The following is a 25,873-nucleotide window of genomic DNA, read 5'->3' as shown; positions in this document are numbered from 1 at the left end:
AAGTATGTGTGGTATCGTCGGAGGCGTTGCAGAACGTTGTGTAACCGAGATTTTAATTGAAGGTTTAAAACGTCTTGAATACCGCGGTTATGATTCTGCGGGTGTAGCTTTACTAAATAATCAACAAATTTTACGTGAGCGTCGTGTAGGTAAAGTTATTAACCTTGCAGATGCTGTTGCTGAACACCAGCTTACAGGGGCTATCGGGATTGCACATACCCGTTGGGCAACCCATGGTAAACCAACTGAAAACAATGCTCACCCGCATATGTCTGGTAAGGTTGCTGTCGTACATAACGGTATTATTGAAAACTATCAAGAATTAAAAGACGACCTTCAAGCATTAGGTTACGTTTTTACTTCTCAAACAGATACTGAAGTTGTTGCACACTTAGTTGCTGAAGCCTTAAAAAACACAGATAGCCTTTTAGATGCTGTTGAAGCGGTTGTACCACAGCTTAAAGGTGCGTATGCGTTAGGTATTATCCATAGCGATTATCCAGATGAACTGATTACTGTACGTGAAGGTTCACCACTCGTGATTGGTGTAGGTATTGGTGAAAACTTTATTAGTTCAGACCAACTTGCACTTTTACCAGTGACTAACCGCTTTATTTACCTAGAAGAAGGTGATATTGCCCGTCTTACTCGTACTTCAATTGAAGTATTTGCAAATGGGCAACCTGTTGACCGTCCTGCGAGAGAGCTTGACGCAACTGTAAGTAGTGCATCAAAAGGTGAATACAAGCACTACATGCTCAAAGAAATTTATGAGCAACCAGAAGCAATCAAGCAAACGATTTCTCAAGCGCTTGATGGCAATAGCTTACGTGATGATTTCTTGAAAAATTCTGAAGCAGATTTCAATAAAATTCAAAGCGTACAAATCATTGCGTGTGGTACAAGTTACCACTCAGGAATGATTGCGAAATATTGGTTTGAGCAACTGATTGGTGTACCTTGCCAAGTTGAAATCGCAAGTGAGTTCCGCTATCGCACACCTGTAATTGTTGAAAATACACTTTATATTTGTATTTCACAGTCAGGTGAAACTGCTGATACTTTAGCTGCACTACGTGAAACTCAAAAACGTGCGAAAGCAAACAATATCGATATTCAGACTTTGACTATCTGTAACGTTGCAACGTCTTCAATGGTTCGTGAAACTGATCATCACTTATTGACCCTTGCTGGTCCTGAAATTGGTGTTGCTTCAACTAAAGCGTTTACGACTCAACTTGCTGCGCTTATGTTGTTAATCTTGAAAATTGGTCAAGTGAAACAACGTATTAGCCCTGCTCTTATTGAAGAAATTACACGTGAATTGTGGCACAGCCCGAAAGTTATTCTTGATACGCTTAAGAATGACCCAGAAATTTTGCGTTTGTCAGAATTATTCGTTGAAAAAAATCACTGCTTATTCTTAGGCCGTGGTACGAATTATCCAATCGCATTGGAAGGCGCATTAAAGCTGAAAGAAATTTCATATATTCATGCTGAAGGCTATGCGGCTGGCGAGTTAAAACACGGCCCATTGGCACTTGTTGATAGCGAAATGCCAATCGTCATTCTTGCGCCAAATGATGAAATGCTTGATAAGCTCAAATCAAATATGGAAGAAGTTCAGGCACGTGGTGGTGAATTATTCGTTTTCGCTGATGAAAATAGTGGCGTAGTCGAAAAAGAGCGTCAACACGTTGTACAAATTCCAGCAGTAAACGAATGGTTAGCTCCAATTGTTTATAGCGTACCAGTTCAGTTATTGTCGTATCACGTTGCTGTTTTACGTGGTACAGACGTTGACCAGCCACGTAACTTGGCGAAGTCAGTAACTGTAGAGTAATTCAAAAAAGATCATTATTAAGGCATCGCCTGCTTTAATAAATGATTGATTAAGCCCGATATGCATTAATTGCCTATCGGGCTTTTTATTGCGTTCATACCAGAACATAAAGAACACTCCCCCTAGGCCCCCGTGTCACAACGGACTTTTTACTTTTGCGCTGATTTAAAGTTTGAGAGATCATTGTGACACAGAGATAAAGGAGCTAAGCGAACTTAGCCCATTTCATTTTTGTCACAACGTCGAATGATGCTGAGCATATTCGGGGCAAAGTCCTGTGGGAGATCAGGGCTTTGCAAACTGGTGTGTTTTAAACGTTGCACAGTTTGAGGTGAATAAATCTGTTCAAGCTGTTGGCAAATACAATTGCAACTGGCTTGCATTTTTTCACCTGATAAACAAATTTTTTCAAATTCCTGCTGAGCATTGGCATCATCATTTGTAATACTGTAAGCACCGACCACAAGGTTTAAAACTAATATAAATTTATGAAGTTTCATATTATTCTCATGATTATTTATATCTTTAAATAAAAATATGATTCGTCTAAATATTAAAATAATATTTTAAATAATAATTAATCCTCCCATAAAAATAGGATAATAAAATAATTAAATTTTAAAATAAAAATAATTTATAAATCTAAAAAATCAGGTTGTAGAAAACCCAAATTTTAAATAAATAAAATAGTTAAATGAGAGAGAAAATGAGTTTAAATTGTGGCATGGCCAACTCCTTAAAAATGGAGTCCTACCACCAAATCACCGTCAATTGATTAGGGTGGCAGAACGAAAGAGGGTTGACAGACTAGACTTAGCGACCAGCACGCGCGAACGCGTCCCCCTTCCGCCCTACCATAGAGAAAAAGGGGGCACAAAGGTTCCACATGGGAAATACTCAGAAAGTATAACCCATTTGCTAAGTACGGTCTGTCAAAACCGTCTGGCAATGTAGGCCAGCAACGAGATAATAATCGGTATAATAAAGTACGTCAATTTATTTTAATGAAAAAGTTTAAATATAATAATTTAATTAATTTTTGAATAATATTATCCTTATTATTATATTCATGACTTTTAATTAAATTTAAAATATAAAATTTGGTTATATATATTTAGTAAATAAAATAAATTAATCATTAAGTAATTTAAAAATATATTGTTATCAAAGCAACCATAACTTTGATAACTCATTTATTAAAAAGCCTGATATGTCTTTGAAATACATATTGGAATTTTTTATTGCGCTCATAAAGCTCTAAAACATAGTGGCCCCTTTTATTAAGGAATTCTAATAAATACAATTAAATCAACATGTTATATACAAAAACCAACAAAAACACTTGGCTTTTTACATGAAAAGTTATGGTATAAATCACGCTTCGAAATTTACTTGATAACTATTAATTTCGACTATTACAAAAAACTTTCTAATTATAAGGAGCAACTCGTCATGGCTAATGGATTTCCAGGTGGAAACTTTAGAATCATTAACAAAGAAACAGGTGCATGTATTTCAAGTCTGTACGGTGGTCAGACACATGGTTTACAAGACGCCGTAACTGCACGTGGAGAAACTGGTGTTTTACCTTATTCTCATACAAATGACCGACAATTTACGGTACATGACAAGGTTAAAAACATAGAAGAAGAGCTTTGGTATTTTGACAGTCACGCAGACAGCTGGGGTCGTAGAGTAAATATGCTTTATAACAAAGTGACTGATATTCGCTCTAGTTGGGCTCTCGGTGCTCGTGTTGAAACAGATGCGATTGCATATAAATTATTAGATAACGACTTAGAACATTTCCTTAATCTTTTACCAAAGCAAGATGAAGAAACACTCGCCCACTTAAAAACCGCTGATTGTCTTGATATTGTTGGTTTATTAGAGACATTTATTCATAGTAACGGCGAAGAAAATATTAAATCCGAACTCATTGGCAAACTCGATGAGACTAAGCTGAACGAATATTTAAATACCGTACTCGCTCATGAGTCAATTCGTCGCATTGAATACAAGTTCCACGAATATGCTTCCTCTCCTTTACTATTTTTAGATATTCCTGAACTTAAAGATTTACCTAATAGCCCTTTCGCTCAGCAGAATGAAAAAATCTATAAGATCATTCTTGCCGCTGTGCAATTAGATGTCTTGGATCAAAAAGATTGGACTACAAGATCAGAGTTCCGATTGCATTTACGCCATGACAATATCGATGCTCTACTAAAAAATATGAAGAAAGAGAACATGATGGAGCTTCATGTAAAAGCATATAAAGAATATGAAAATACTCAAGACCTTAAAAAAGAAGCCGTAAAAGTCCTTCTAGAGCTTAGAAAAACGCTTGATTTACATACGAATGAAAAAAATATGGATACGGTCAAAAAGATTTTAAAAGTCAGCTTAAAATCAAATGAGTCTTTTGAACAACTCCAAACAGCGTTAAACAGTACCAATGGTAAAGAATTAAAACCAGTTAATTGGCACAGTGGCGATGTTTTCTTGCAAGGCGCGGGTCGTCAGTACCAAACTAAATGGGCATTTGAAGATGGTTATATCTTTGTAGAAGGCCAACCAGATGCTGTACTGACACATCTCTGGGGTTCAACTGTAGGTATTAGTCAACGATCTAATGACCCAAAACAGCGCTGGGAACTTAAAAGAGCTTAATTTGAGCTAGAACATAAGATGGTAAGAGAAAGCTTTCTTACCATCTTTATCAAATTTATATTGCGATATCTTTTACTGGTAAATGCTTACCTAATAAAGAAAAACTAACATCCGCAACTTCCAACGGGTCTGAACTGGTCCAAATAATATGATTTCCCTCATTTGGACTTTCAGAACTTAAATCATATCTATTTAATTGGCGCATTAAATGTGCGGTAACTGCTTCCGAAGGCTCAATAATTTGAATATCACGACCTACAATTTCCTGAATCGTATCTGAGACAAATGGATAGTGCGTACATCCTAAAATAATCGTATCGACTTTTTGTTCGACCAACGGCGCCAAAATATTTTTTAAATAATCCTTAACTTCCGCGGTATATGCTTTGCCCGTTTCGATTTTTTCGGCCAAACCAATACAAGGTACTAAAGACACTTTGATATTTTGTGCATACGTTTCAATTAAACTTTTTAAGTTTTTGCCCTTCACTGTAGTTGCAGTCGCCAAAACCGCAATATGCTTGCTTTGTGTGATTGCTACAGCTGGTTTTACCGCTGGTTCTATTGCAATCAGTGGCACATTAATTTGTGCTCTAATCGTTTCAATCGCTACAGCCGTCATGGTATTACAAGCAATCACGATCGCTTTGCATTTGCCATGATCCACTAAATTTGAAATTAAATGCGCGGTTCTTGAAACAATCCAGTCACTTTCTTTGTCTCCATATGGGACATATTTCGAGTCAGCGAAATAGATAATGTCTTCATTCGGAAGAGCCTCTCGAATATGCTTAAAGAGAGACAACCCGCCTAAACCAGAATCAATCATTCCAATCGGGTTGTTATTGTTATTCATGGTTTGTCCTGCATTTCATATACTTAGAAAAATTCTTTCATGGTTGCCAAGTCTGTGAGCACGACTTTGGGCTGAATGGTTTTTAATTTTTCAGCCGATGTATAACCCCAACATACAGCAGCAAAATCAATGCCTGCTTTATGTGCAGCTTCGCCATCAGTCGTTTGGTCGCCGACATAAATGGCCTGCTCTTTATTTAAATTCAAAATATTGAGAACACGTTTAATTCGTTTAGCTTTGCCAAATATAGAAGAGCCACCATCAATATGGCTAAAAAGTTCACATAGTTCTGTACCAAGAATACTTTGACAGTTTTCTTTAGAGTTTGAAGTAATAATTGCGAGCATATATCCCCGATTATGTAGTTCAATTAAGTGGTCCCGCATGCCGTCAAACATGTAAACTTCTTGGTCTCTTTCTTTCATTAAACGAATGAAATCTTTGGCAATCCAAGGCAGTTTCCACCTAGAAACATTCATCTCTTTCATAATTTCTTTTGGTGAAAGATGTTTGTACTGCTCTACTTCATGTAGCTCTACAGATTTAAATTTATGTTTCTTGGCAAGCTGATTTAAAGCACCTAAAAAGAAGCTAAAGGAGTCAACTAAAGTACCGTCCATATCAAAAATAATAGCTTGATATTCTTTTAAAGATTTTTCCATTTTAAAGTTCTGAAATAAAATATATTTTTTATAATTATATTCTGTTTTCTATTAGTTTTTAAATCAGGCCCAACGAGGACCTGACCTAAATTTCGATTTTTATTTTAAGCTGCCGCTTTTTGTTCCTTAATCCAATTTTTAATACGTGCATCCAAAATATTTACAGGCAATGTTCCTGCATTTAAAATCATGTCATGGAACGCTTTGATATCAAAACGGTCTCCGAGCTCATGTTTTGCAAGCTCCCGTAGCTCTAAGATTTTTAGTTGCCCCATCTTGTATGCCAATGCTTGGGCAGGAATAGCAATATAGCGGTCTGTCTCTGCCTGAATATCAGGCTCATCTAAAGCAGAGTGTTCTCTCATAAAATCAATCATTTGCTGGCGGGTCCACTTTTTATAATGTACGCCAGTGTCCACCACTAGACGACACGCACGAAATAACTCGCTCGAGAGTCTTCCATAGTCTGAAAGCGGGTCTTTATAGAAACCAACATCTTTACCCAATTGCTCTGCGTAAAGTGCCCATCCTTCAATATAGGCGGTATGGTTGGGTTGCTTTCGGAACATCGGTAAATTTGGCAGGTTTTGGGCAATATCAATCTGCATATGGTGCCCAGGAATTGCCTCATGATAAGCGGTCGCTTCCATTGATATTTTTGAACGTTCAGAGAAGTCGCCAGTATTTACATAAACTTGTCCGGGACGTGAACCATCAGGTGTTCCTTGGTGATACTCCGCACCTGCCGCTTCTTTTTCTCGATATTGCTCTACAGGCAAAACTTCGACTTTATTTTTGGGTAATAAACCAAACAGCTTCGGCAACTCTGGTTGCATTTGGGCAATGTATCCTCGATAAATCTCTAAAATTTCTTCACGAGATTTTGGGAAAACAGAGGGATTTGTCTTTAATGATTGTTGGAAACTTTTTAAGTCGTTGAAACCTTGTGCTTTGGCAATTTTAAGCATTTCCGCTTCAATACGGGCAACTTCTTTTAATCCAAGTTGATGAATATTTTCAGGACTTTCCGAGGTGGTCGTATTATTTTCTACATAAAAGCGATAGAGCTCATCACCGTTTGGCAAGCTCCATATCCCCTCGTGTTGTCGCCCATAGGGTAAGTAATCTTTTTGAATAAACGTCCCGAGTTTTTGATAAGCAGGGCGAACATGCTGATCTATGGCCTGTAGTATTTCACGGCTTAAACGCTCTTGTTCTGCTTTAGAAATGTTTTTTGGAAATTGCTTTAATGGAGAAGCAAAAACACTGTCCTTTCCTGCTGGAGTTGCAATGCTATCAATCTGCTTTGCCACTTTTTCAATTAAATACTTGGGTGGCATCAAACCATCTTTTTGTCCTTGTTTTGCTAACTGAACACCTTGATCAAGAATGAGAGGAATTTGTTTTAAACGGGCAATATAGTCTTGATATTGCTTCGTATTATTAAATGGAATCGAACTAATAAATCCCGGAAATTGTAAATGTAGTCCCCACATTTGGTTGAAAGGCATCTCATAGAGTTTCAAATCGTAATTTTTAAGTGACTCTTTTAATTGATAAACCATTAAATCTTTATTTAATTGATCAGTTGCTGAAAACCCTGTGCTATCAATCGCTTCAAAACGTTTTAAAAAATTTTGAGTAGTTTTTTTATCTTTCTCGATCTGATTTTTTGAAAGCTCAGTCCACCGATTGTTATAGCGCAAATCGCCTAAAACGGTTGCAGTTTCAGGATTATTTTTCAAAGTATATTCCCACTGCTCTTGTAAAAGCTGGTTTAAAGCTTTCACCCGAACAGAGACATCACTGTTTTGTTTAGCTTGTGATTTTTCGATGGTATTAGAATTAATTTCGGGGGTTGCTGCATTAGTGGAATGAGATATCCAAAATAAAACACTGATACAAGCCAAATGTAAGGTTCTGTTTTTCATTTAATTATCCAGAAATATTTAACGAAGGTTAAAATAAAGACAAAACAAATTACGTGCCAAACCGCATATAAAATGGTGTAAAAATCGAGTATTTTTTAACTCAATGATTTTATAAATTAATTTTCTTTTTAATTAAATTATTTATAGTTGCTATCTATATTCCGTCTCTGACTTTAATGGATCAGACACTTAAAAAAGTGCACATGAGCGATCTCAGTGCACTTTTTAATTTCTATATTAAAAATTGTTCCTCAAGAAAACAAATATTGATAAACAATATACGCAGCCAGTTTTGCTGTTCGGTTGTCTAAATCAAATTTTGGATTGCACTCTGCAATATCTAAAAGTTGGATTTTGCCAGTCTCTTGAATATGTTTAAAAATTGCTTCAAAAGTCGCTAAATCAATTCCTTTTACAGCAGGTGCACTTACTCCGGGTGCAACCGCGGCAGCAAATACATCTAAATCAATCGTAACGTATAAACAGTCCACTTTTTCAATAAAAGTATCAACCGCTGCAAGCACGTTGTTTAGGTTAAAAATATTCACCTCATGATCGCGCAAATATGAACAATTCAGCGCATCGGCGGTATCAAACAAAACTTTAGTATTGGCATGGTTAGCAACCCCAATACATAAATAATTAAATTGTTTTTGATGCTGTTCGGAAAGTCGCGCTGCTTGTAAAAAAGGTGTTCCAGAAGTGGCATACTCTGCTTCACGCAAATCAAAATGGGCATCGAAATTAATAATGCCTATTTTTTTATCTGGTGCGTGGGCTTGTACATATTGGAACAGACCACTAAAGCTACCAAATGCAACTTCATGTCCACCACCCAATACAATCGGTTTTAAACCATTTTGCAGGCTATTTTCGACTTGTTCAGCTAACTCTGTTTGGGCTTGTTCCAAATTGTCATATTCGCAGGTCACTGTACCCAAATCGACAATACTGACTGGACGATGAATTGGTAAGTTAGCAAGTTGGGTACGAATTGCATCTGGCGCATCGGCAGCACCGACTCGGCCTTTGTTACGCTTCACTCCCTCATCAGAGCTAAAACCAATTAGCGCAAATTCGGCAGGTTGTGTTTTGTTCACAATATGGTGAATACGTTGGTGTGCTTCACCCTCGCCATCATGACGGCCTTGCCATTTAAATGTGTGGTTCATATGACACCGTTTAAAAAATAACTTCTTGTCCATGCTGAACGACTCGCTTAGGCAAATCTCCGCCAAGCCAGTAAACAATTTCAGATGGATGTTCAATATCCCAAGCGACAAAGTCAGCGACTTTACCTTGTTCCAAACTGCCGTGCGTTTGTTCTAAGCCGAGCGCTTGTGCAGCATGAATAGTGACACCCGCTAATGCTTGCTCAGGCGTTAAACGGAATAGCGTGCTGCCCATGTTGAGCATTAAACGTAAAGAAAGTGCTGGAGATGTACCCGGGTTTAAATCACTCGACAGCGCAATACGCACGCCATGTTTAATGAGACTTTCAATCGGTGGATATTGCGTTTCACGTAATAAATAAAACGCGCCCGGCAATAACACTGCAACCGTACCCGACTCTGCCATGGCTTTGACATCATCTTCGGTCATGTACTCTAAATGGTCAGCCGATAAAGCTTGATAACGTGCAGCCAAGCTTGAACCGCCTAGCGATGAAAGCTGTTCAGCATGGAGCTTAACGGGTAAACCTAATAATTGCGCTGTTTTAAAAACACGTTCAACCTGAGCAGGTGAAAATGCTAAATGCTCGCAGAAGGCATCAACTGCATCGACTAAACCTTCGGCATGCAGTTTAGGCAGCATTTCTGTACAGATATGCTCGATATAAGCATCGCTTTTATCTTTGTATTCTGGTGGTAACGCATGTGCTGCTAAACAGGTACTTTTTACCGTTATCGGTAATTTTTCACAAATTTGACGGATCACACGGAGCATCTTGCGCTCATTTTCGTAATCAAGTCCGTAGCCAGACTTAATCTCAATGGTCGTTACACCATCTTGCTGCATGCAACGAATACGCTTAAGTGCTGAACTCAGTAGCTGTTCTTCACTTGCTTCACGCGTTGCACGCACTGTGCTGGCAATTCCACCACCGCTTGCTGCAATTTCAGCATAGCTCACACCTTGCAAGCGTTTTTCAAACTCAACGCTACGGTTGCCACCAAATACACTATGTGTATGACAGTCGATGAACCCTGGGGTCACCCAAGCGCCATTTAAATCAACTGTTTCTGAATATGTGTCGGCAGGAATTTGTTGTTGTTTTCCAATCCAGTGAATCAGATGCCCTTCTGTGACTATTGCAGCATCTTCAATGTAGGAATATTGCCCATTTTGCATGGTCGCAATGTGGCAATTTTGCCAAAGTTTTTTCATTCGCCTTTCCTCGAAACTGCCCAATAGCAATACTATCGGGCAGTTGACTTGTTAGCTTTCTATCTCGATATTTTGCGGAATTGAATTATTTTGCTTTCCTGAATTCTGCTGAGGTTTTACCCAAATACGATAGGCAATCATTAACAGAACAAGCCATGTGATTCCTACATAAATTGCAGGGCGTGAATCTGGGAAATATCCCATCATGACTAAAATGAACACCATAAAACCGATTGCAAAAGCAGGAGCATACGGCCAACCAATAACTGGAAAATCCAATGCCTTAATTTCAGCAGTAGACAACTTACGGCGCATCGCAACTTGCGAAAGCAAGATCATGAGCCACACCCAAACGGTTGCGAAAGTTGCAATCGATGCAATGATCATGAATACATTTTCAGGAATCAGGTAATTCAGCACCACACCAATTAACAGCACGCCAGCCATAACCACTACAGTCATCCATGGCACACCATTACGTGATAATTTTTGAAAAACTCGAGGCGCTTGACCACGGTTTGCCATGCCATAAAGCATACGACCAGCACCAAATACATCACTATTAATCGCTGAAACAGCAGCAGTAATTACGACAATATTTAAAATTGTAGCTGCTGATTGAATGCCTAAATTCTCAAAAATCTGTACAAATGGACTACCTTGGCTACCAATTTGATTCCATGGGAAAATCGACATTAGTACAAAAATGGTTAGTACGTAAAACAGTAAAATACGAACCGGAACAGCATTAATCGCTTTTGGCAAAGTTGTTTTCGGGTCTTGTGATTCACCAGCTGTGATACCAATAATTTCGATACCACCAAAAGCAAATACAACCACAGATAAACACGCAACCAAGCCTGCAATCCCATGTGGCATAAAGCCGTCATAAATCCATAAGTTTTGAATACCCGGTACCACACTGCTATGGTCAGCATGGAATCCATAGAACATTAATCCTATTCCACCTAAAATCATGGCAACAATGGCGCTCACCTTGACAATAGAAAGCCAAAACTCGAGTTCGCCAAAGACTTTAACGTGAATAAGGTTAATTGCACCCAAGAACATAATCAGCGATAGAATCCAGATCCACCGTGGTACATCGGGATACCAAAACCCCATGTAAATACCAAAAGCAGTGACATCAGCCAACGCCACAATGATCATCTCAAAAACATAAGTCCATCCCGTCGTAAAGCCAGCCAATGGACCAATGTACTGTGAAGCATAGTGGCTAAACGAACCAGAGACAGGGTTTTGGACAGCCATTTCACCCAGTGCGCGCATAACGATATAAATTGCAATCCCTGCAACGATATACGCCAGTAATACTGAAGGCCCTGCCATTTTAATCGCAGTTGCCGAACCATAGAAAAGCCCAGTTCCAATTGCTGAGCCCAATGCCAAGAAACGAATGTGGCGGGTGTTCAATCCCCGCTGTAATGTGGAGTTTTGTGACATTATAATCTCCAATCCTTGAGGATATTTAGTTAGATTCGGCCACTCCATGTGACCGTTTTATTAATCACACTTCAGACAAACTAGGGAGTAGTTTTGGAATAAGTAACTCGTTTAAGCAGCCGCTTGAGAGTAATTCACTTGCTTGTTCAATATCAGGAGCAAAGAAACGGTCTTCACTGTAGTAAGGCACTTGAGCGCGCAAGATTTTACGAGCTTGTTCAAGTTTAGGCGAGCTTTTTAAGCCTTCACGGAAGTCTAGACCCTGACAAGCGCCTAACCATTCAACAGCTAAAATGCCACGGACGTTATCAGCCATATACCAAAGACGTTTACCCGCATTCGGAGCCATTGATACGTGGTCTTCTTGGTTAGCTGAAGTTGGCAAGCTATCAACACTTGCCGGATGTGCAAGCGCTTTGTTGTCGCTTGCAAGAGCAGCAGCGGTTACCTGAGCAATCATAAAGCCCGAGTTAACACCACCATTTGCCACCAAGAACGGTGGAAGCTGTGACATGTGACGGTCCATCATCATTGAAATACGACGTTCTGACAGTGAACCAATTTCAGCAATTGCCAGCGCTAAATTATCAGCCGCCATTGCAACAGGCTCTGCATGGAAGTTACCACCAGAAATCACATCCCCTTGTTCGGCAAAAACAAGCGGGTTATCAGATACGGCATTCGCTTCAATTTCTAGTACTTCAGCAGCCTGACGGATTTGTGTTAAACATGCACCCATCACCTGTGGTTGGCAACGTAATGAATATGGGTCTTGAACTTTGCTACAGTCTTCATGTGAGTGCGCAATTTCACTTGAGTCTGTTAATAGGTCACGATAAGCCGCAGCCACATCAATTTGACCACGCTGACCACGTACTTCGTGAATACGCGCATCGAATGGTGCACGTGAACCCAGCATTGCTTCAACGCTTAAGCCACCACAAACAGTTGCAGCAGCAAATAAATCTTCCGCTTCAAACAAGCCACGTAAAGCATAAGCGGTCGAAACCTGAGTACCATTTAGAAGAGCCAAACCTTCTTTAGCTGCTAAAGAAATCGGTTCTAAACCTGCAACTTTTAAAGCTTCAACTGCTGGTAACCATTCACCCTTATAGCGTGCTTTGCCTTCACCAAGTAACACTAAAGACATGTGGGCAAGTGGTGCCAAGTCACCCGATGCGCCTACTGAACCTTTAAGAGGAATATGCGGATAAACCTCTGCATTAATTAAAGCCAACAAAGCATCAATCACTTTACGGCGAATACCAGAGAAACCACGCGCCAAGCTATTTGCTTTTAATAGAATAATTAAACGAACCATTGCATCATCAAGTGCTTCACCTACACCTGCCGCATGCGAAAGAACTAATGAACGCTGTAATTTTTCTAAATCTTCAGGAGCAATCTTGGTCGAAGCAAGTAAGCCAAAGCCCGTGTTAATACCGTAAGCTGTACGCCCTTCATTTACAATTTTCTCAACGCAAGCCACGCTTGCATTAATTGCAGATGAAGCACTTTCATCTAATTTAACTTTAATTGGGTTGAGGTAAGCTTGACGTAAATCGGCTAAGGTTAGTTTTCCTGGTTGGATCAGTAATTCCATGTTGGCTTCCTAATTTTTTGCACTATATTCTGCTGAGACAGTGCTTTTCACAATTGCAAAAAGCACCGCCAGTTCTTCCGTGTATTTTTATTGCGTGATCATTGGCAAGTGTAGACCTTGCTCTTTCGCACAGTTAATCGCAATTTCATAACCAGCATCGGCATGACGCATAACACCTGTTGCAGGGTCATTGGTCAGTACGCGCGCAATACGTGCAGCAGCTTCATCTGTACCATCACACACAATCACAACGCCTGAGTGTTGAGAGAAGCCCATACCTACACCACCACCGTGATGTAAAGACACCCAAGTTGCGCCGCCTGCTGTATTGAGCAACGCATTTAATAAAGGCCAGTCTGATACTGCGTCTGAGCCATCTTGCATTGCTTCAGTTTCACGGTTTGGACTTGCAACCGAACCTGAGTCTAAATGGTCACGACCAATCACAACTGGAGCTGATAATTCACCGCTACGAACCATTTCGTTAAATGCCAAACCAAGTTTTGCACGTAAGCCTAAACCTACCCAGCAAATACGCGCTGGTAAACCTTGGAAGCTAATGCGTTCACGAGCCATGTCTAACCAGTGATGTAAATGTTCATCATCAGGAATTAATTCTTTAACTTTGGCATCTGTTTTATAAATATCTTCTGGGTCACCAGACAACGCTGCCCAGCGGAATGGACCAATACCGCGACAGAACAATGGACGGATGTATGCAGGTACGAAACCAGGGAAATCAAAAGCGTTTGCTACGCCTTCATCTTTTGCCATTTGACGGATGTTGTTGCCATAGTCAAATGTTGGAACACCCATTTTTTGGAAATTGAGCATCGCTTGTACGTGCTTCGCCATCGACTGTTTTGCAGCTTTTACAACAGCTTCTGGTTCAGTTTTTGCACGTTCACGGTATTCATCCCAAGTCCAACCTACTGGTAAATAGCCATTGAGTGGATCGTGTGCACTTGTTTGGTCAGTCACCATGTCTGGACGTACACCACGGCGAACAAGCTCAGGTAAAATTTCAGCAGCATTACCATGAAGCGCGATTGAAATTGCTTTACCTTCTTTTGTATAGCGGTCAATACGCGCCAAAGCGTCATCTAAATCAGTCGCTTGTTCATCTACATAACGGGTACGTAAACGGAAATCGATACTTGCTTGTTGGCATTCAATGTTTAAAGAACACGCACCTGCAAGTGTTGCAGCTAAAGGCTGAGCACCGCCCATACCACCTAAACCAGCAGTAAGAACCCAACGGCCTTTTAAGTCACCGTTGTAGTGTTGACGACCTGCTTCAACGAAAGTTTCGTAAGTACCCTGCACAATGCCTTGGCTACCAATGTAGATCCATGAACCTGCTGTCATTTGACCATACATAGCCAAAGCTTTTGCGTCTAACTCGTTGAAATGTTCCCAGTTTGCCCAGTGCGGTACAAGGTTTGAGTTTGCAATTAAAACACGTGGTGCATCTTTATGAGTTTTAAATACACCGACTGGTTTGCCTGATTGAACTAATAACGTTTCATCAGTTTCAAGATTTTTTAAAGTATCTACAATTTTGTCGAAACATTCCCAGTTTCGTGCTGCGCGGCCAATACCACCGTATACAACCAACTCTTTCGGGTTTTCTGCAACGTCCGGATCAAGGTTATTCATCAACATACGTAATGGAGCTTCAGTTAACCAACTTTTAGCCGTCAATTCAGTGCCGCGTGGCGCACGAATTTCTACATCACGAAATTTTGTTGTCATTGTTGTCACAGGCGGACTCCTTCCTTTGAGCTTACATCAGCAGAACATCTCTTGTTTCTGCATTTGTATAGTAATGTATTAACTTGTATATACATCCATATACTACACAAATATTTTTCGGCGTGAAGAGGCTTGCTCGTATTTTTTTAAAAATAATTAATAAGGTTATGAATTAAATTAATTTATTTTTATATTAAGCATAAAAAAAGCACATGTCTTTTCACGAGACATGTACTTTTAAATAAGTAAATTACTTAAGTTTTAACGCTGAATTAGCTCAATAACATAACAACTTTTTGCCTGAGTTTGAGTAAAATGAACCGATGTTACACCAGTATTTTTTTCAATTTTTAAAGTTTCATGGGTAGCAAGCTGAACGGAATGATCATCCACATTTACTTGTGTTTCACCCCCCTGATTAAAAATAAAAATCAGGTCTGCCGAGCTAATAAATGCTTGAGCCGCTGCATCATTCAACCACTGAAAACGGACATGAAACTTTGCAGGATCATAAATTAAATTTAAGTCCCGAATTGCCCCATCTACTAGTTCACTTTGGACATGACTCTCACCATGAAAAGCAAGAATTTCACCTTGGTTCAGCTTTTTGGCAGCAAGATCATCGACATGCAAAATCATGCCCTGTCCATCGAGTACGCTAATAATGCGCTGCTTATTTGGAAATAGCGAAAATGGTCCAGAAGTAGTCACATCTGCCATCGAAATGCGCCAATCGAAGTCAGCCTCACCTTGGCTTCGAGCAATTTCTAAAGTAAAACCTGCACCATTTTTCCAAAGCATTTTTGTATATTGATCGGCCCTGATCAATTCAATCATGGATTAAATTTCCCTTCGAGATAATAGCGGCTACCCGGATAGATCAAACGCGCACTTGAAATGAGCTGTTTGTTTGACCATGTACGACGACGAATCAATAAACATGGTTCAGCTTTGTTGATCTTCAACCATTTACACTCTTGAGCAGATGCTAAAACGGCCTCAACAATGTGCTCGCCTTCTGTCACGGGTGCTTTTGCCATGAGGTAAGCATTAGGCGTAATGGTTTTAAAATCTTGTTCTAAGTAATCTGGAATTAGTGCTGCCTCAACTAAACGATCTTCGACCTGAACAGGTACATCATTTTCATAATGCACAATAATCGAGTGAAATAATCTTTGCCCTTCGCGAGTCTGCATTAACACGCTTTGCTCTGCATTTGCATTAATTTGTTCTAAGACTAAAACTTCAGCGTGGTGCTTATGGTTTCGTGCAATAATCTCATCGGCAATATTGTTAATCTGAAAAAGTGCAGTTCGGCCTTGCCCTTCAGCAACGAAAGAACCAACGCCTTGAATGCGAACCAATAAACCCTCAGTCGTTAATTCACGAAGCGCACGGTTTACAGTCATACGGCTACAGCCGAGTTGATTCACCAGTTCACTTTCCGAAGGAATTTTTTTATTTACAGCCCACGAGCCTTCATAAATCTTTTGTGAAATCAGCTGTTTGACGCGTTGATATAGAGGAACTGGACTATCAGCTTCAATCGAAAGCTCAGCATGTTCTTGTTTTGATGTTCTGGGCATAACAAATACTCAAAAAGGCGGCAGGCAAAAAGGTATTTTAGTTGACATGCTATGTATATACAACCACATACAACATGTTAATTTATGAATTAAATAGCTTTTAAAAAGTTTAAAAAATAAACATAGCTCAATAAGAGCTAATTTAAAGTTTTATGTAGAGAAATTCAAATATATTAAGCTTTTATCAATATTTATTTAATAGTTATTTCTGCTAAGCCTCTGCTCCATTCAAGGACGTGAAAAGTATGGTCTTTTCTGATTTACGAAATGCTGCTTAAAATTTTTATTTAAAATAACTGATCGATAGTATTCTTCTGCCACACAGTATATTAATAAAACTGGAAGCACATCGAATGCGTAATTATAAAATAGATATTCTCCGAGGAATTTCTATCCTTTTGGTTCTTTTACATCATTTTAATATTCCCTATAAACTTAAAGACACATGGTTAGGTTTTGATTTCTTAGGTGAAGCATTTAGCACAGTCATCGCAAGAAATGGAAATTATGGCGTCACCATGTTTTTTGTGATTTCGGGTTTTTTAATTACTCATCACACTTTAAAAAGAGATAAACAATTCTCCGCAATTAATCTCAAGCATTTTTATATCCGGCGGGCGGCGCGTATTTTACCGTGTCTGGTATTACTCATTTTAGGTGTAAGTGTGCTTGGGTCATTTGACTTAAAACCCTTTATAAACCAAGCCCCCAATGGCATTGAGGTTTCCTATCCACTAACAATTTTTGCAGCTTTAACCTTCTGGATGAATATCCTGATTATTAAATTCGGTTGGGTAAACTATGCTTTAGGCGTGTTGTGGTCGCTCTCTGTAGAAGAAGTTTTTTACTTTGTTTTTCCATTATTGTGCCTGCTCACGCGTAGTAATAAGGTCTTTATTGCGGTACTAATTGGAGTGATTTTGTACGGGCCTTATTTTAGATCTCTCCATTTTGGAGAAGAAAGCGGCGCCTATTTATATCATTATTTTTCGAGTTTTGATGGCATAGCAATTGGTTGTTTAACGGCGATTTTTTCTCATAAATATCAGCCAAATTGGCACTATAAAAAACCTCTTTCGTGGTTAATTATTTTGAGCATGACCGCTCTTTATTTATATGCGCCAATTAAAGAAGTGAGTACTTGGGGTATCAGCTTATTTGCTCTTGCCACAGGCTTACTGATTTTGTGTTTTCAGCATCCTTCCCAAACACAAGCGCATAACCTATTTACCAAAGTGATGGGCTGGTTAGGGCAAAGAAGTTATGAAACTTATTTGTTTCATCTGGTTGTGCTGGGTCTTATGAAAGTTACTTTTATTCCGACTCAAACCGACTCTAGCATCAAAATTATGCTTTTAATTGGCTATCTGGTTTTGACTTTTATCATTAGCGCAGCGATTGAAAAATACTATTCCACACCGCTTAACAGCTATATTCGAAAGGTTTTTATTAAAGACAAATTATAAAAATAAGCCCCTTTAAAATAGGGGCTTTACTTTGTTAAGCGATCAACATGGTTTCATCTTCTTGCTTAAAAGGATTAGACCAGCTCTGCCAAACTTGTGGACCTAAAGCCATTTCTTCATCGCTTAATAAGCAAAGATCTAGGCGTTGTATTAAAGCTTGCTCATCCATTTGCATACCAATTAAAACCAGCTCCTGACGTGCATCGCCTGTGCGGGCATGCCAATTTTTCTTAATTTCTTCAATACTGGCTAGGTCACTCGGCCAGTCTTCTTCTGCAACGGCGACCCACCAATAACCTGCCAAGCCATGCCGCGCCATCGCACCCGCTTGTGACCATGAATAAGCCAATGTCGGTTCAGCAGCCAACCAGAAAAAGCCTTTAGAACGCACGACTCCCGGCCATTCAGCCTGCACCAAATCATAAAAACGCTCGGGATGGAAAGGTCGACGGGCACGGTAAACAAAGCTACTGATTCCATACTCTTCAGTCTCTGGCGTATGCTCACCACGTAACTCTTTTAACCAGCCTGGTGCTTGGGCAGCTTCATCGAAATCGAATAGCTGTGTATTTAAAATTTTATCTAAAGCGATCTTTCCAAATTGAGCAATTTCAATTCGGGCACGCGGGTTTAATGTTTTTAAAATTGCGATAAGCTGGTCTTGCTGAGCCCGATCAATCAGGTCAATTTTATTCAGCACAATTACATCACAAAACTCGATCTGATCAATGAGAAGATCGACTACAGTTCTTTCATCTTGCTCGCTCAAAGACTCACCACGTTGTTGTAGGGAGTCAACTGAACTGTAATCTTTAAGAAAGTTAAAAGCATCGACTACCGTGACCATGGTGTCGAGTCGAGCAAACTCATTGAGTGAGTTTCCTTCTTCATCTTCAAAGGTAAAGGTTTCTGCAACAGGCAGTGGTTCAGAAATGCCTGTCGACTCAATCACCAATTGGTCAAAGCGCCCTTCATCGGCTAAACGTCTCACCTCAACCAATAAATCTTCGCGTAACGTACAACAGATACAGCCATTACTCATTTCCACCAGCTTTTCATCCGTTCTTGAAAGCTCTGCCCCACCTTCACGTACTAATGCAGCATCAATATTCACCTCAGACATATCATTGACAATCACGGCAATACGGCGGCCTTCACGATTATTTAAAATATGGTTGAGTAATGTGGTTTTTCCTGCACCCAAAAAGCCTGATAAAACAGTGACGGGAAGCTTGGCAAATGAGTTGGCGATTGCAGTGCGCATGGCTTGATCTCTTCGAATAATATTTAAACTGATCATGGCTGGCCATTTAGATATGGCCAGATCACAGGCGTAATCTATTTCTAAACCATATTAATGTTATGTTATAACATAACTATTGATCAAGTTTTTATTCCGCTTTTATTTAAGCTAATTTACTTAGTCGTTGAAAAAATTGCTTTTATAGTCCCTGACAAATTGAGGTTTTGTAGTGATGGTCAGGCCCCCATGCACGGAATCCTTGGCTATCAATATGAATTTGTCCTGAAGCATAAACACCCAGTCCCATATTAAGCGCTTGGCCTTTAGTCGCCCAGAACTGACAAAGCTTAGTTTTAGTTTGCTGAATATTGAACTGGTCTAAGTCGCTAGGCTGCTCTGGCCCAATTCTAAAATCAAGTGCTGCATTAAAGACATGTCGAGAAGCATCTGCACCACCCGCACAACGGTTTAGAGATAAAGCACGGTAGACCGAAGTCACTTCAAAATCATTAATTACGCCATCCTCAACTAACGCTTTTAAAATGCTAAGCGTCGGAACAATATTGGACCAAATCTCGCGTGGTGGCACCGCATAAGCCTCAACTCCACATTTTTCCCAATCTCGAGCTGAGCTTAATAACTCATGGTCTGGCACTAAATCTGCAAGTCCCTTTTGCTTAAGAAATTGCTTGTAAGCTTGTACAGCCTGCCTGTGATCTCCTGTAGCTAACCATGCAACATACGCCTCAGGTTGAGGTTTTATTTTGACTACTGGTTTTGTAGGTTGAGGTAAAGACGTCTGAGTTTGTAAAGGAGTTGTTGGCTTGGGTGGCTGAGTACTACATGCTGTGAGAGATAATAAAATTAAACCGAAATAACGCTTCATAAATATGTTCTATCTTCACCAAAAATGGGAAAATTGCTCATCATTAAATTAATGAAATGTTATATTATAACAATAATAAAATCCTTTAATTTCTGTTGCTAAATTTTAAAAATAAAAAAGGACGCCTCTCAGACCTCCTTTTTAAATACAACTCAAGAACTTATTAAATATCTGCTTCTAAGGCAGGTACAGACTGCTCAGCTTTTAATTTTCGGCGTTTAAATTGATAAGCCACCATCAAACATAAGATCCAGCCAGGAATCATCATCACCGCAACACGCATATCTGGTGTTAAAGACATCACAATTAAAATGCCCAACATAAACACGATACACAGATAGTTGCTAAACGGATACATAAAGCTTGGGAACTTCGTTTTTTGCCCTTGGCGCATCATAAATTTACGGAATTTTAAATGCGTCCATGAAATGACTACCCAGTTAATCACAATCGCTGCAACCACCAACATCATGAGTAAACCAAATGCTTTTTCAGGGAAAATATAGTTTAACAGTACACATAAAATAGTGACTGCCGCAGAAAGGATCACAGCATTAGTTGGAATACCGCGTTTATTAATATGTGCAAATACTTTTGGTGCATTTCCTTGTTGTGCAAGGCCCAATAGCATACGGCTACTGCAATAACTTGTACCGTTATAAACCGAAACTGCTGCTGTCAAAATGACAAAGTTCAATAACGTTGCAATGCCTTGGCTATCTAAAGAAGCAAAAACCATCACAAACGGGCTTCCGCCTTGTGCCATTTGATTCCATGGGAATAGCGAGAATAAAACAAAAAGTGTCGCAATATAGAAAATCAAAATACGGTAAATAATTTGATTCACAGCTTTAGGTAAAGTTTTATCAGGGTCACGTGCTTCAGCCGCAGTAATACCGAAAAGCTCAATACCACCGAAAGCAAAAATAATGACCGCCATTGCCATCACTAAGCCTTCAACACCAAACGGAAAGAAACCGCCAAGTGCCCAAAGGTTCGAAATGCTTGCCTGTGGACCTGCTGTGCCTGTTGCAAGTAGATATGAACCAAAGCCAATCATTGCAAGAATTGCTAAGATTTTGACAATAGAAAACCAAAATTCCATTTCGCCAAAAAACTTAACATGTAGCAAATTAATGCCATTAATTAAGACAAAGAAGGTTAAAGCAGATGCCCACGTCGGGATTTGCGGCCACCAATATTGAATGTAAAGACCAATTGCACTGAGTTCTGCCATACAGACGAGGACATTGAGTACCCAATAGTTCCATCCTGACATGAACCCTGCAAATGGTCCCCAATATTTGTAGGCAAAATGACTAAAAGATCCACTGACTGGTTCTTCAACCACCATTTCGCCAAGCTGACGCATCATTAAAAAAGCAATAAATCCTGCAATGGCATAACCGAGGATGACCGATGGACCTGCTAATTTAATCGATTGTGATATACCAAGAAAAAGCCCTGTGCCAATCGCCCCACCCAATGCAATAAGCTGGATGTGCCGATTACTCAAACCATGTTTCAGGTTTCCTTGCTCTTGTGCTGACATATGATTATTCTCATCCGTGTCACGTAATTTTTTTCCAATAAATTACGTATATCATAAATTAATCAAACTTTCATAGAGATTCATGAAAAAATAATTGCGTGACTTTTCTCATGACCGCGAATGAAAACAGAAAATACAAGAAATGACAATTATTATGAAATGTGTAATTAAATTATGTATTGCGTAATTTGATGAATTCAGTATTATAGAGACATGAAGCAATTGGTTGTGCTCGGTCTATATCAAACTCATAAGACAAAAGATGATCTAAGCAAAGGTTAAAACTTATTGAGTAGCTCAGTCCTAGGCCGAACTTTTATTTGTATAAGACCCGAGATAAAGACAAGGACGCGAAAATGGAACAAAAACTAAACTCTTTTATTGAAGTTTCACCTCAATCAGATTTCACTATTCATAATTTGCCTTACGGTGTTTTTAGCAGAGCTAACGAAAGTGAGCGTCAAGTTGGTGTAGCTATTGGTGATTGGGTGATAGATCTCGCTGCGCTTGAAAAGCACGGTCTTTTAAAACTTTCAGAACAAGACACATATTTTAACCAGCCTACACTGAATAAATTTATCGAGTCTGGCAAAGCCAACTGGTCAAAAGTTCGTAAGACACTACAGTCTCTTCTCTCGGTTGAAAATTTAACGCTTCAAGAAAATGAAGCATTGCGTCAGGAAGTTTTGGTTAAGCAAGACAGCGTTACGTTGCATTTACCACTTCAAGTACCTGGTTATACCGATTTCTATTCTTCTAAAGAACATGCCACCAATGTAGGCTGTATGTTCCGCGACCCTAAAAATGCTTTACTGCCAAACTGGACTGAATTGCCTGTCGGTTATAACGGCCGTGCTAGCTCTGTTGTAGTCAGTGGCACTCAAGTTGTACGACCATCTGGACAAATTAAACTTCCAAATGAAGAGCGCCCAGTTTTCTCAGCTACACGTAAACTCGATTTTGAACTTGAAACCGCATTTGTTATTGGTAAACCAACGGAGCTTGGGCAACCGATCTCAATTGAAAATGCATGGGACCATATTTTTGGAATGGTATTACTCAATGACTGGTCAGCACGCGATATCCAGCAATGGGAATATGTTCCACTTGGACCATTTAACGCAAAAACTTTTGCAAGTTCGATTTCTCCTTGGGTGGTAACACTTGAAGCACTTGAGCCATTTAAAGTTGAAGGTCCAAAACAAGAACCGAAGCCACTTGCTTATTTACAAGAAAATATCGCCAACAGTTACGACATTAATTTGAGTGTTGAAATTCAAAGCCCGAAATCAGCACAAGCTGATGTGATCTGCAAAACTAATTTCAAATATATGTATTGGTCTATGGCTCAACAGCTCACTCACCATACTATTGGTGGCTGTAATGTTCAGGTCGGTGACTTAATGGGTTCAGGTACCATTTCAGGTTCTACACCAGATTCGTATGGTAGCTTGCTTGAGCTTACATGGAACACCACCAAGCCATTAACACTCGCCAATGGTGAAACTCGTGGTTTCTTGCAAGACGGCGATACCCTCATTATGAAAGGCCACTGTGAGAAAAATGGTATTCGCATTGGCTTCGGTGAAGTTCGAAATACAGTCCTTCCTGCATTAAATTTCGATTTTGCAGAAACTTCGGAGCCTGACTATGAAGCTGTATAGTTACTTCCGTAGCTCTGCAGCCTACAGAGTACGGATTGGTCTAAACATTAAAGGTTTAGCTTATGAGACTGTTTCAGTCCATCTGGTAAAAAATGAACAGCAAAGCGAAGACTATTTAAAGTTAAACCGCAGTGCTCTCGTTCCGACTTTAATTGACGGCGATTTAACCTTGTCTCAATCGTTAAGTATTTTGGAATATCTGGATGAGCAATATCCAGAAACCAAACTACTTCCAAGTGATGTGCAAGAGAGAGCAAAAGTTCGCGCTTTTGCCCAAGCAATCGCTTGCGATATTCACCCGTTAAACAACTTACGCGTACTGAAATACTTAAAAAATGACTTAAATGTTTCAGATGAGCAGAAAAATTATTGGTATCAGCACTGGATTATTGAAGGCTTTCAAAATCTCGAACAGCAACTTCAAGATTCAAATGGACAATTTTGCTTTGGACAGCAAGCAACTATTGCCGATTGCTGCCTGATTCCACAGGTCTACAACGCGAAACGCTTCAAGATTGATTTATCTGCGTTTCCAAAAATTGAATCGATTTATCACCATTGTTTGTCTATCCCAGCCTTCTATAACGCGGCACCAGAACAACAACCAGATTGGGAATAGTAAAAAGGAGTTTTAACATGACATTTGCCATTAAAAAAATACATCACGTTGCATATCGTTGTAAGGATGCGAAAGAGACCGTTGAGTGGTATAAAAAAATGCTCAACATGGACTTCATCTTAGCTTTTGCTGAGGACCATGTACCTTCAACTAAAGCCTTTGACCCATATATGCATTTATTCTTAGATGCCGGGCAAGGTAACGTTTTGGCATTTTTTGAATTGCCAACTCAACCAGAAATGGGGCGCGACGAAAATACGCCTCAATGGGTACAACATATTGCTTTTGAAGTTGAAGACTTAAATGCGCTGATGGCTGCCAAGCAACATTTAGAAGAAAATGGCGTGAAAGTTTTGGGCGTAACCAACCACGGTATTTTCCACTCAATTTACTTCTTTGACCCAAATGGCCACCGTTTAGAACTGACTTATAACGATGTGCATGCTGAAGAAAAAATTGCAAAAATTACTGAAGAGATGAAAACTGAAATGCTAGAGGAATGGAGCAAAACCAAACGTGCTCCACACCATACTCATTTCTTACATGAAGAAGAGTTAGGAACCTAATTTTTAAAGAGCGCACAAAAAAAATCGGCATTGATTAGAATTGTTTAAATGAACGGTTCTATATCAATGCCGATTTATATTATTTAAAAGCGCTAAATTTCTAGAAAATTGCGCTATAAATGAGAGCATAGTGATTTTAGAAAATTGTTGATTATTAAACATGTCAATTTCGCTAATAGAAAAAGGTGATTTCTATTTTTCACTAGGCTCAGGCATGATGTAAAACGCACCAATTTCAATTTATGTTTTGATCGTCACTGTTTAACAGCTGAAGTAAATTTATTAAGGGTATTTAAATGATTGAAGAAAAAGTATCTGGGGGGGTTCAATCACTTGAAGTCGGTTTATCTGTACTAAACGCCCTTTTGGAACACAATCAACCTATTATTCTCAAAGATCTGTCTAGCAAGCTAGAAATGCATCCTGCCAAGGTTCACCGCTATCTGGTTAGCCTCATTCGCATGGAATATGCGAAACAGCTTGATGATGGGCAATATGCTTTAGGTGATCAGGCATGGCGCTTAGGTCTCAATTGTGTTCAGCATAGCGACACACTACAGCTGGTACAGCATTTAATTTACGACCTACAAAACAAAATTGGTTGCGGTATACAAATTAGTAAATGGTCACCAAAAGGCCCTGTCGTGGTTCAATCGATTGAATCAAACCATCCTATTTCGATTGTGACTAAAGTCGGCTCGATTATGCCTTTAGTCAATTCTGCTGCGGGACGTCTATTTGCTTCTTATCTTCCAGAGCATTTTGTTCGCCCCTTAATGGAAGCAGAATGGCAAAAGCATCAAGAACTTGGTCTGCACATTGCACCACAAAACTGGCAAGCATTTACAGAGCTTAAAGAAACCATTCGCCAGCAACAAATGTCGGCAGCGAAAGGTGATTTACTGACAGGAATTAATGCGGTAGGTTTACCTGTGTTTAACTCAAACCAGAGCATTGAGTTTTGTATTGTCGCACTGGACAGTGAAATGTTTTTACCAGTCGACCCTCACAGTAAAACGATTGAAATCTTAAAAAATGAAGTAAACCTCATCAATCAATATATTAAAAGCCGCTAATCAATAGCCATAAAAAAACCAAGAGGTCAAACTCTTGGTT

Annotated in this window: 20 protein-coding genes and 1 pseudogene; 7 read left to right on the top strand and 14 right to left on the bottom strand. The window is 39.4% G+C overall.

The features are described from left to right. Positions 1 to 4: 4 nt before the first annotated feature. Positions 5 to 1,843: a glutamine--fructose-6-phosphate transaminase (isomerizing) gene (gene glmS / locus HLV59_RS00435; RefSeq protein ID WP_031949661.1), complete on the top strand. Its 1,839-nt coding sequence runs from the start codon at positions 5 to 7 to the stop codon at positions 1,841 to 1,843. Between the two features lie 205 nt (positions 1,844 to 2,048). Here glmS and HLV59_RS00430 read toward each other — a convergent pair. After that, positions 2,049 to 2,343 (bottom strand): annotated as a pseudogene (locus HLV59_RS00430) (hypothetical protein). Between the two features lie 952 nt (positions 2,344 to 3,295). Between HLV59_RS00430 and HLV59_RS00425 the strand changes: the two are divergent. Beyond that, positions 3,296 to 4,516, top strand: a complete 1,221-nt coding sequence (locus HLV59_RS00425; protein ID WP_081172499.1) for a hypothetical protein — start codon at positions 3,296 to 3,298, stop codon at positions 4,514 to 4,516. 55 nt (positions 4,517 to 4,571) lie between these two features. Here the strand turns inward: HLV59_RS00425 and murI are convergent, their stop codons facing one another. From murI to hutC, 10 genes are all read right to left on the bottom strand, one after another. Next, positions 4,572 to 5,372, bottom strand: a complete 801-nt coding sequence (gene murI / locus HLV59_RS00420) for a glutamate racemase (protein ID WP_081172497.1) — start codon at positions 5,370 to 5,372, stop codon at positions 4,572 to 4,574. A gap of 23 nt (positions 5,373 to 5,395) precedes the next feature. Further along, complete coding sequence (locus HLV59_RS00415) at positions 5,396 to 6,034, bottom strand: HAD family hydrolase (RefSeq protein WP_081172495.1); 639 nt, start codon at positions 6,032 to 6,034, stop codon at positions 5,396 to 5,398. Positions 6,035 to 6,138: 104 nt separating this feature from the next. After that, positions 6,139 to 7,965 carry a DUF885 domain-containing protein gene (locus tag HLV59_RS00410; protein WP_171429064.1) on the bottom strand — a complete coding sequence of 609 codons (1,827 nt, stop codon included), beginning with the start codon at positions 7,963 to 7,965 and terminating at the stop codon, positions 6,139 to 6,141. Positions 7,966 to 8,216: 251 nt separating this feature from the next. Continuing rightward, the gene (gene hutG / locus HLV59_RS00405; protein WP_081172490.1) at positions 8,217 to 9,137 is read right to left on the bottom strand and encodes a formimidoylglutamase; all 921 of its coding nucleotides are present in this window, start codon (positions 9,135 to 9,137) and stop codon (positions 8,217 to 8,219) included. A 10-nt stretch (positions 9,138 to 9,147) separates the two neighbouring features. Then, on the bottom strand, positions 9,148 to 10,353 hold the full coding sequence (gene hutI, locus HLV59_RS00400) for an imidazolonepropionase (RefSeq protein ID WP_081172488.1): 1,206 nt from the start codon (positions 10,351 to 10,353) through the stop codon (positions 9,148 to 9,150). 51 nt (positions 10,354 to 10,404) lie between these two features. After that, a complete protein-coding gene (locus tag HLV59_RS00395) occupies positions 10,405 to 11,817 on the bottom strand; it encodes an amino acid permease (protein ID WP_005804358.1) in 1,413 nt (470 codons plus the stop codon). Between the two features lie 64 nt (positions 11,818 to 11,881). Then, positions 11,882 to 13,420 carry a histidine ammonia-lyase gene (gene hutH, locus HLV59_RS00390; protein ID WP_016143848.1) on the bottom strand — a complete coding sequence of 513 codons (1,539 nt, stop codon included), beginning with the start codon at positions 13,418 to 13,420 and terminating at the stop codon, positions 11,882 to 11,884. Positions 13,421 to 13,507: 87 nt separating this feature from the next. Next, positions 13,508 to 15,175: a urocanate hydratase gene (gene hutU / locus HLV59_RS00385; RefSeq protein ID WP_171430558.1), complete on the bottom strand. Its 1,668-nt coding sequence runs from the start codon at positions 15,173 to 15,175 to the stop codon at positions 13,508 to 13,510. A 261-nt stretch (positions 15,176 to 15,436) separates the two neighbouring features. Then, positions 15,437 to 16,012 (bottom strand): HutD/Ves family protein, encoded by a 576-nt coding sequence (locus HLV59_RS00380; protein ID WP_171429063.1) that lies wholly within the window; start codon positions 16,010 to 16,012, stop codon positions 15,437 to 15,439. Then, the gene (gene hutC / locus HLV59_RS00375; RefSeq protein WP_081172484.1) at positions 16,009 to 16,761 is read right to left on the bottom strand and encodes a histidine utilization repressor; all 753 of its coding nucleotides are present in this window, start codon (positions 16,759 to 16,761) and stop codon (positions 16,009 to 16,011) included. The genes HLV59_RS00380 and hutC overlap by 4 nt, the downstream gene beginning before the upstream one ends. Positions 16,762 to 17,114: 353 nt before the next feature. On the opposite strand from hutC, the gene HLV59_RS00370 reads away from it, so the two are divergent. After that, the gene (locus HLV59_RS00370) at positions 17,115 to 18,227 is read left to right on the top strand and encodes an acyltransferase family protein (protein ID WP_081172481.1); all 1,113 of its coding nucleotides are present in this window, start codon (positions 17,115 to 17,117) and stop codon (positions 18,225 to 18,227) included. 34 nt (positions 18,228 to 18,261) lie between these two features. On the opposite strand, the gene zigA is transcribed toward HLV59_RS00370, so the two are convergent. The 3 genes from zigA to HLV59_RS00355 form a co-directional block, all read right to left on the bottom strand. Continuing rightward, complete coding sequence (gene zigA, locus HLV59_RS00365) at positions 18,262 to 19,527, bottom strand: zinc metallochaperone GTPase ZigA (RefSeq protein ID WP_081172478.1); 1,266 nt, start codon at positions 19,525 to 19,527, stop codon at positions 18,262 to 18,264. 142 nt (positions 19,528 to 19,669) lie between these two features. Continuing rightward, the gene (gene zrlA, locus HLV59_RS00360; RefSeq protein WP_081172476.1) at positions 19,670 to 20,356 is read right to left on the bottom strand and encodes a D-Ala-D-Ala carboxypeptidase ZrlA; all 687 of its coding nucleotides are present in this window, start codon (positions 20,354 to 20,356) and stop codon (positions 19,670 to 19,672) included. 163 nt (positions 20,357 to 20,519) lie between these two features. Then, positions 20,520 to 21,908, bottom strand: coding sequence for an amino acid permease (locus tag HLV59_RS00355; protein ID WP_081172473.1), 1,389 nt, complete (start codon positions 21,906 to 21,908; stop codon positions 20,520 to 20,522). Positions 21,909 to 22,264: 356 nt separating this feature from the next. Here HLV59_RS00355 and fahA point away from each other — a divergent pair, with 356 nt between their 5' ends. The 4 genes from fahA (at position 22,265) to HLV59_RS00335 (ending at position 25,833) form a co-directional block, all read left to right on the top strand. Continuing rightward, entirely contained in the window at positions 22,265 to 23,572 is a 1,308-nt protein-coding gene (gene fahA / locus HLV59_RS00350; RefSeq protein WP_081172470.1) for a fumarylacetoacetase, read from the top strand. Then, positions 23,559 to 24,191, top strand: coding sequence for a maleylacetoacetate isomerase (gene maiA / locus HLV59_RS00345; protein ID WP_171429061.1), 633 nt, complete (start codon positions 23,559 to 23,561; stop codon positions 24,189 to 24,191). The genes fahA and maiA overlap by 14 nt, the downstream gene beginning before the upstream one ends. A 17-nt stretch (positions 24,192 to 24,208) precedes the next feature. Beyond that, positions 24,209 to 24,757, top strand: a complete 549-nt coding sequence (locus HLV59_RS00340; RefSeq protein WP_016143857.1) for a VOC family protein — start codon at positions 24,209 to 24,211, stop codon at positions 24,755 to 24,757. 296 nt (positions 24,758 to 25,053) lie between these two features. Further along, positions 25,054 to 25,833: an IclR family transcriptional regulator gene (locus HLV59_RS00335; protein ID WP_061874160.1), complete on the top strand. Its 780-nt coding sequence runs from the start codon at positions 25,054 to 25,056 to the stop codon at positions 25,831 to 25,833. Positions 25,834 to 25,873: the final 40 nt, after the last annotated feature.

Origin of the sequence: Acinetobacter lactucae (assembly GCF_013122135.1) — a bacterium.
GTDB lineage: Bacteria > Pseudomonadota > Gammaproteobacteria > Pseudomonadales > Moraxellaceae > Acinetobacter > Acinetobacter lactucae.
Note: the sequence above shows the minus strand (reverse complement) of the source record. Positions and strands in the feature narration are given on the sequence as shown.

Bases quoted from the DNA above. Each gene is read 5' to 3' on its own strand.
- glmS (WP_031949661.1), top strand. From the start codon at position 5: ATGTGTGGTATCGTCGGAGGCGTTGCAGAACGTTGTGTAACCGAGATT.
- HLV59_RS00425 (WP_081172499.1), top strand. From the start codon at position 3,296: ATGGCTAATGGATTTCCAGGTGGAAACTTTAGAATCATTAACAAAGAA.
- murI (WP_081172497.1), bottom strand. From the start codon at position 5,372: ATGAATAACAATAACAACCCGATTGGAATGATTGATTCTGGTTTAGGC.
- HLV59_RS00415 (WP_081172495.1), bottom strand. From the start codon at position 6,034: ATGGAAAAATCTTTAAAAGAATATCAAGCTATTATTTTTGATATGGAC.
- HLV59_RS00410 (WP_171429064.1), bottom strand. From the start codon at position 7,965: ATGAAAAACAGAACCTTACATTTGGCTTGTATCAGTGTTTTATTTTGG.
- hutG (WP_081172490.1), bottom strand. From the start codon at position 9,137: ATGAACCACACATTTAAATGGCAAGGCCGTCATGATGGCGAGGGTGAA.
- hutI (WP_081172488.1), bottom strand. From the start codon at position 10,353: ATGAAAAAACTTTGGCAAAATTGCCACATTGCGACCATGCAAAATGGG.
- HLV59_RS00395 (WP_005804358.1), bottom strand. From the start codon at position 11,817: ATGTCACAAAACTCCACATTACAGCGGGGATTGAACACCCGCCACATT.
- hutH (WP_016143848.1), bottom strand. From the start codon at position 13,420: ATGGAATTACTGATCCAACCAGGAAAACTAACCTTAGCCGATTTACGT.
- hutU (WP_171430558.1), bottom strand. From the start codon at position 15,175: ATGACAACAAAATTTCGTGATGTAGAAATTCGTGCGCCACGCGGCACT.
- HLV59_RS00380 (WP_171429063.1), bottom strand. From the start codon at position 16,012: ATGATTGAATTGATCAGGGCCGATCAATATACAAAAATGCTTTGGAAA.
- hutC (WP_081172484.1), bottom strand. From the start codon at position 16,761: ATGCCCAGAACATCAAAACAAGAACATGCTGAGCTTTCGATTGAAGCT.
- HLV59_RS00370 (WP_081172481.1), top strand. From the start codon at position 17,115: ATGCGTAATTATAAAATAGATATTCTCCGAGGAATTTCTATCCTTTTG.
- zigA (WP_081172478.1), bottom strand. From the start codon at position 19,527: ATGATCAGTTTAAATATTATTCGAAGAGATCAAGCCATGCGCACTGCA.
- zrlA (WP_081172476.1), bottom strand. From the start codon at position 20,356: ATGAAGCGTTATTTCGGTTTAATTTTATTATCTCTCACAGCATGTAGT.
- HLV59_RS00355 (WP_081172473.1), bottom strand. From the start codon at position 21,908: ATGTCAGCACAAGAGCAAGGAAACCTGAAACATGGTTTGAGTAATCGG.
- fahA (WP_081172470.1), top strand. From the start codon at position 22,265: ATGGAACAAAAACTAAACTCTTTTATTGAAGTTTCACCTCAATCAGAT.
- maiA (WP_171429061.1), top strand. From the start codon at position 23,559: ATGAAGCTGTATAGTTACTTCCGTAGCTCTGCAGCCTACAGAGTACGG.
- HLV59_RS00340 (WP_016143857.1), top strand. From the start codon at position 24,209: ATGACATTTGCCATTAAAAAAATACATCACGTTGCATATCGTTGTAAG.
- HLV59_RS00335 (WP_061874160.1), top strand. From the start codon at position 25,054: ATGATTGAAGAAAAAGTATCTGGGGGGGTTCAATCACTTGAAGTCGGT.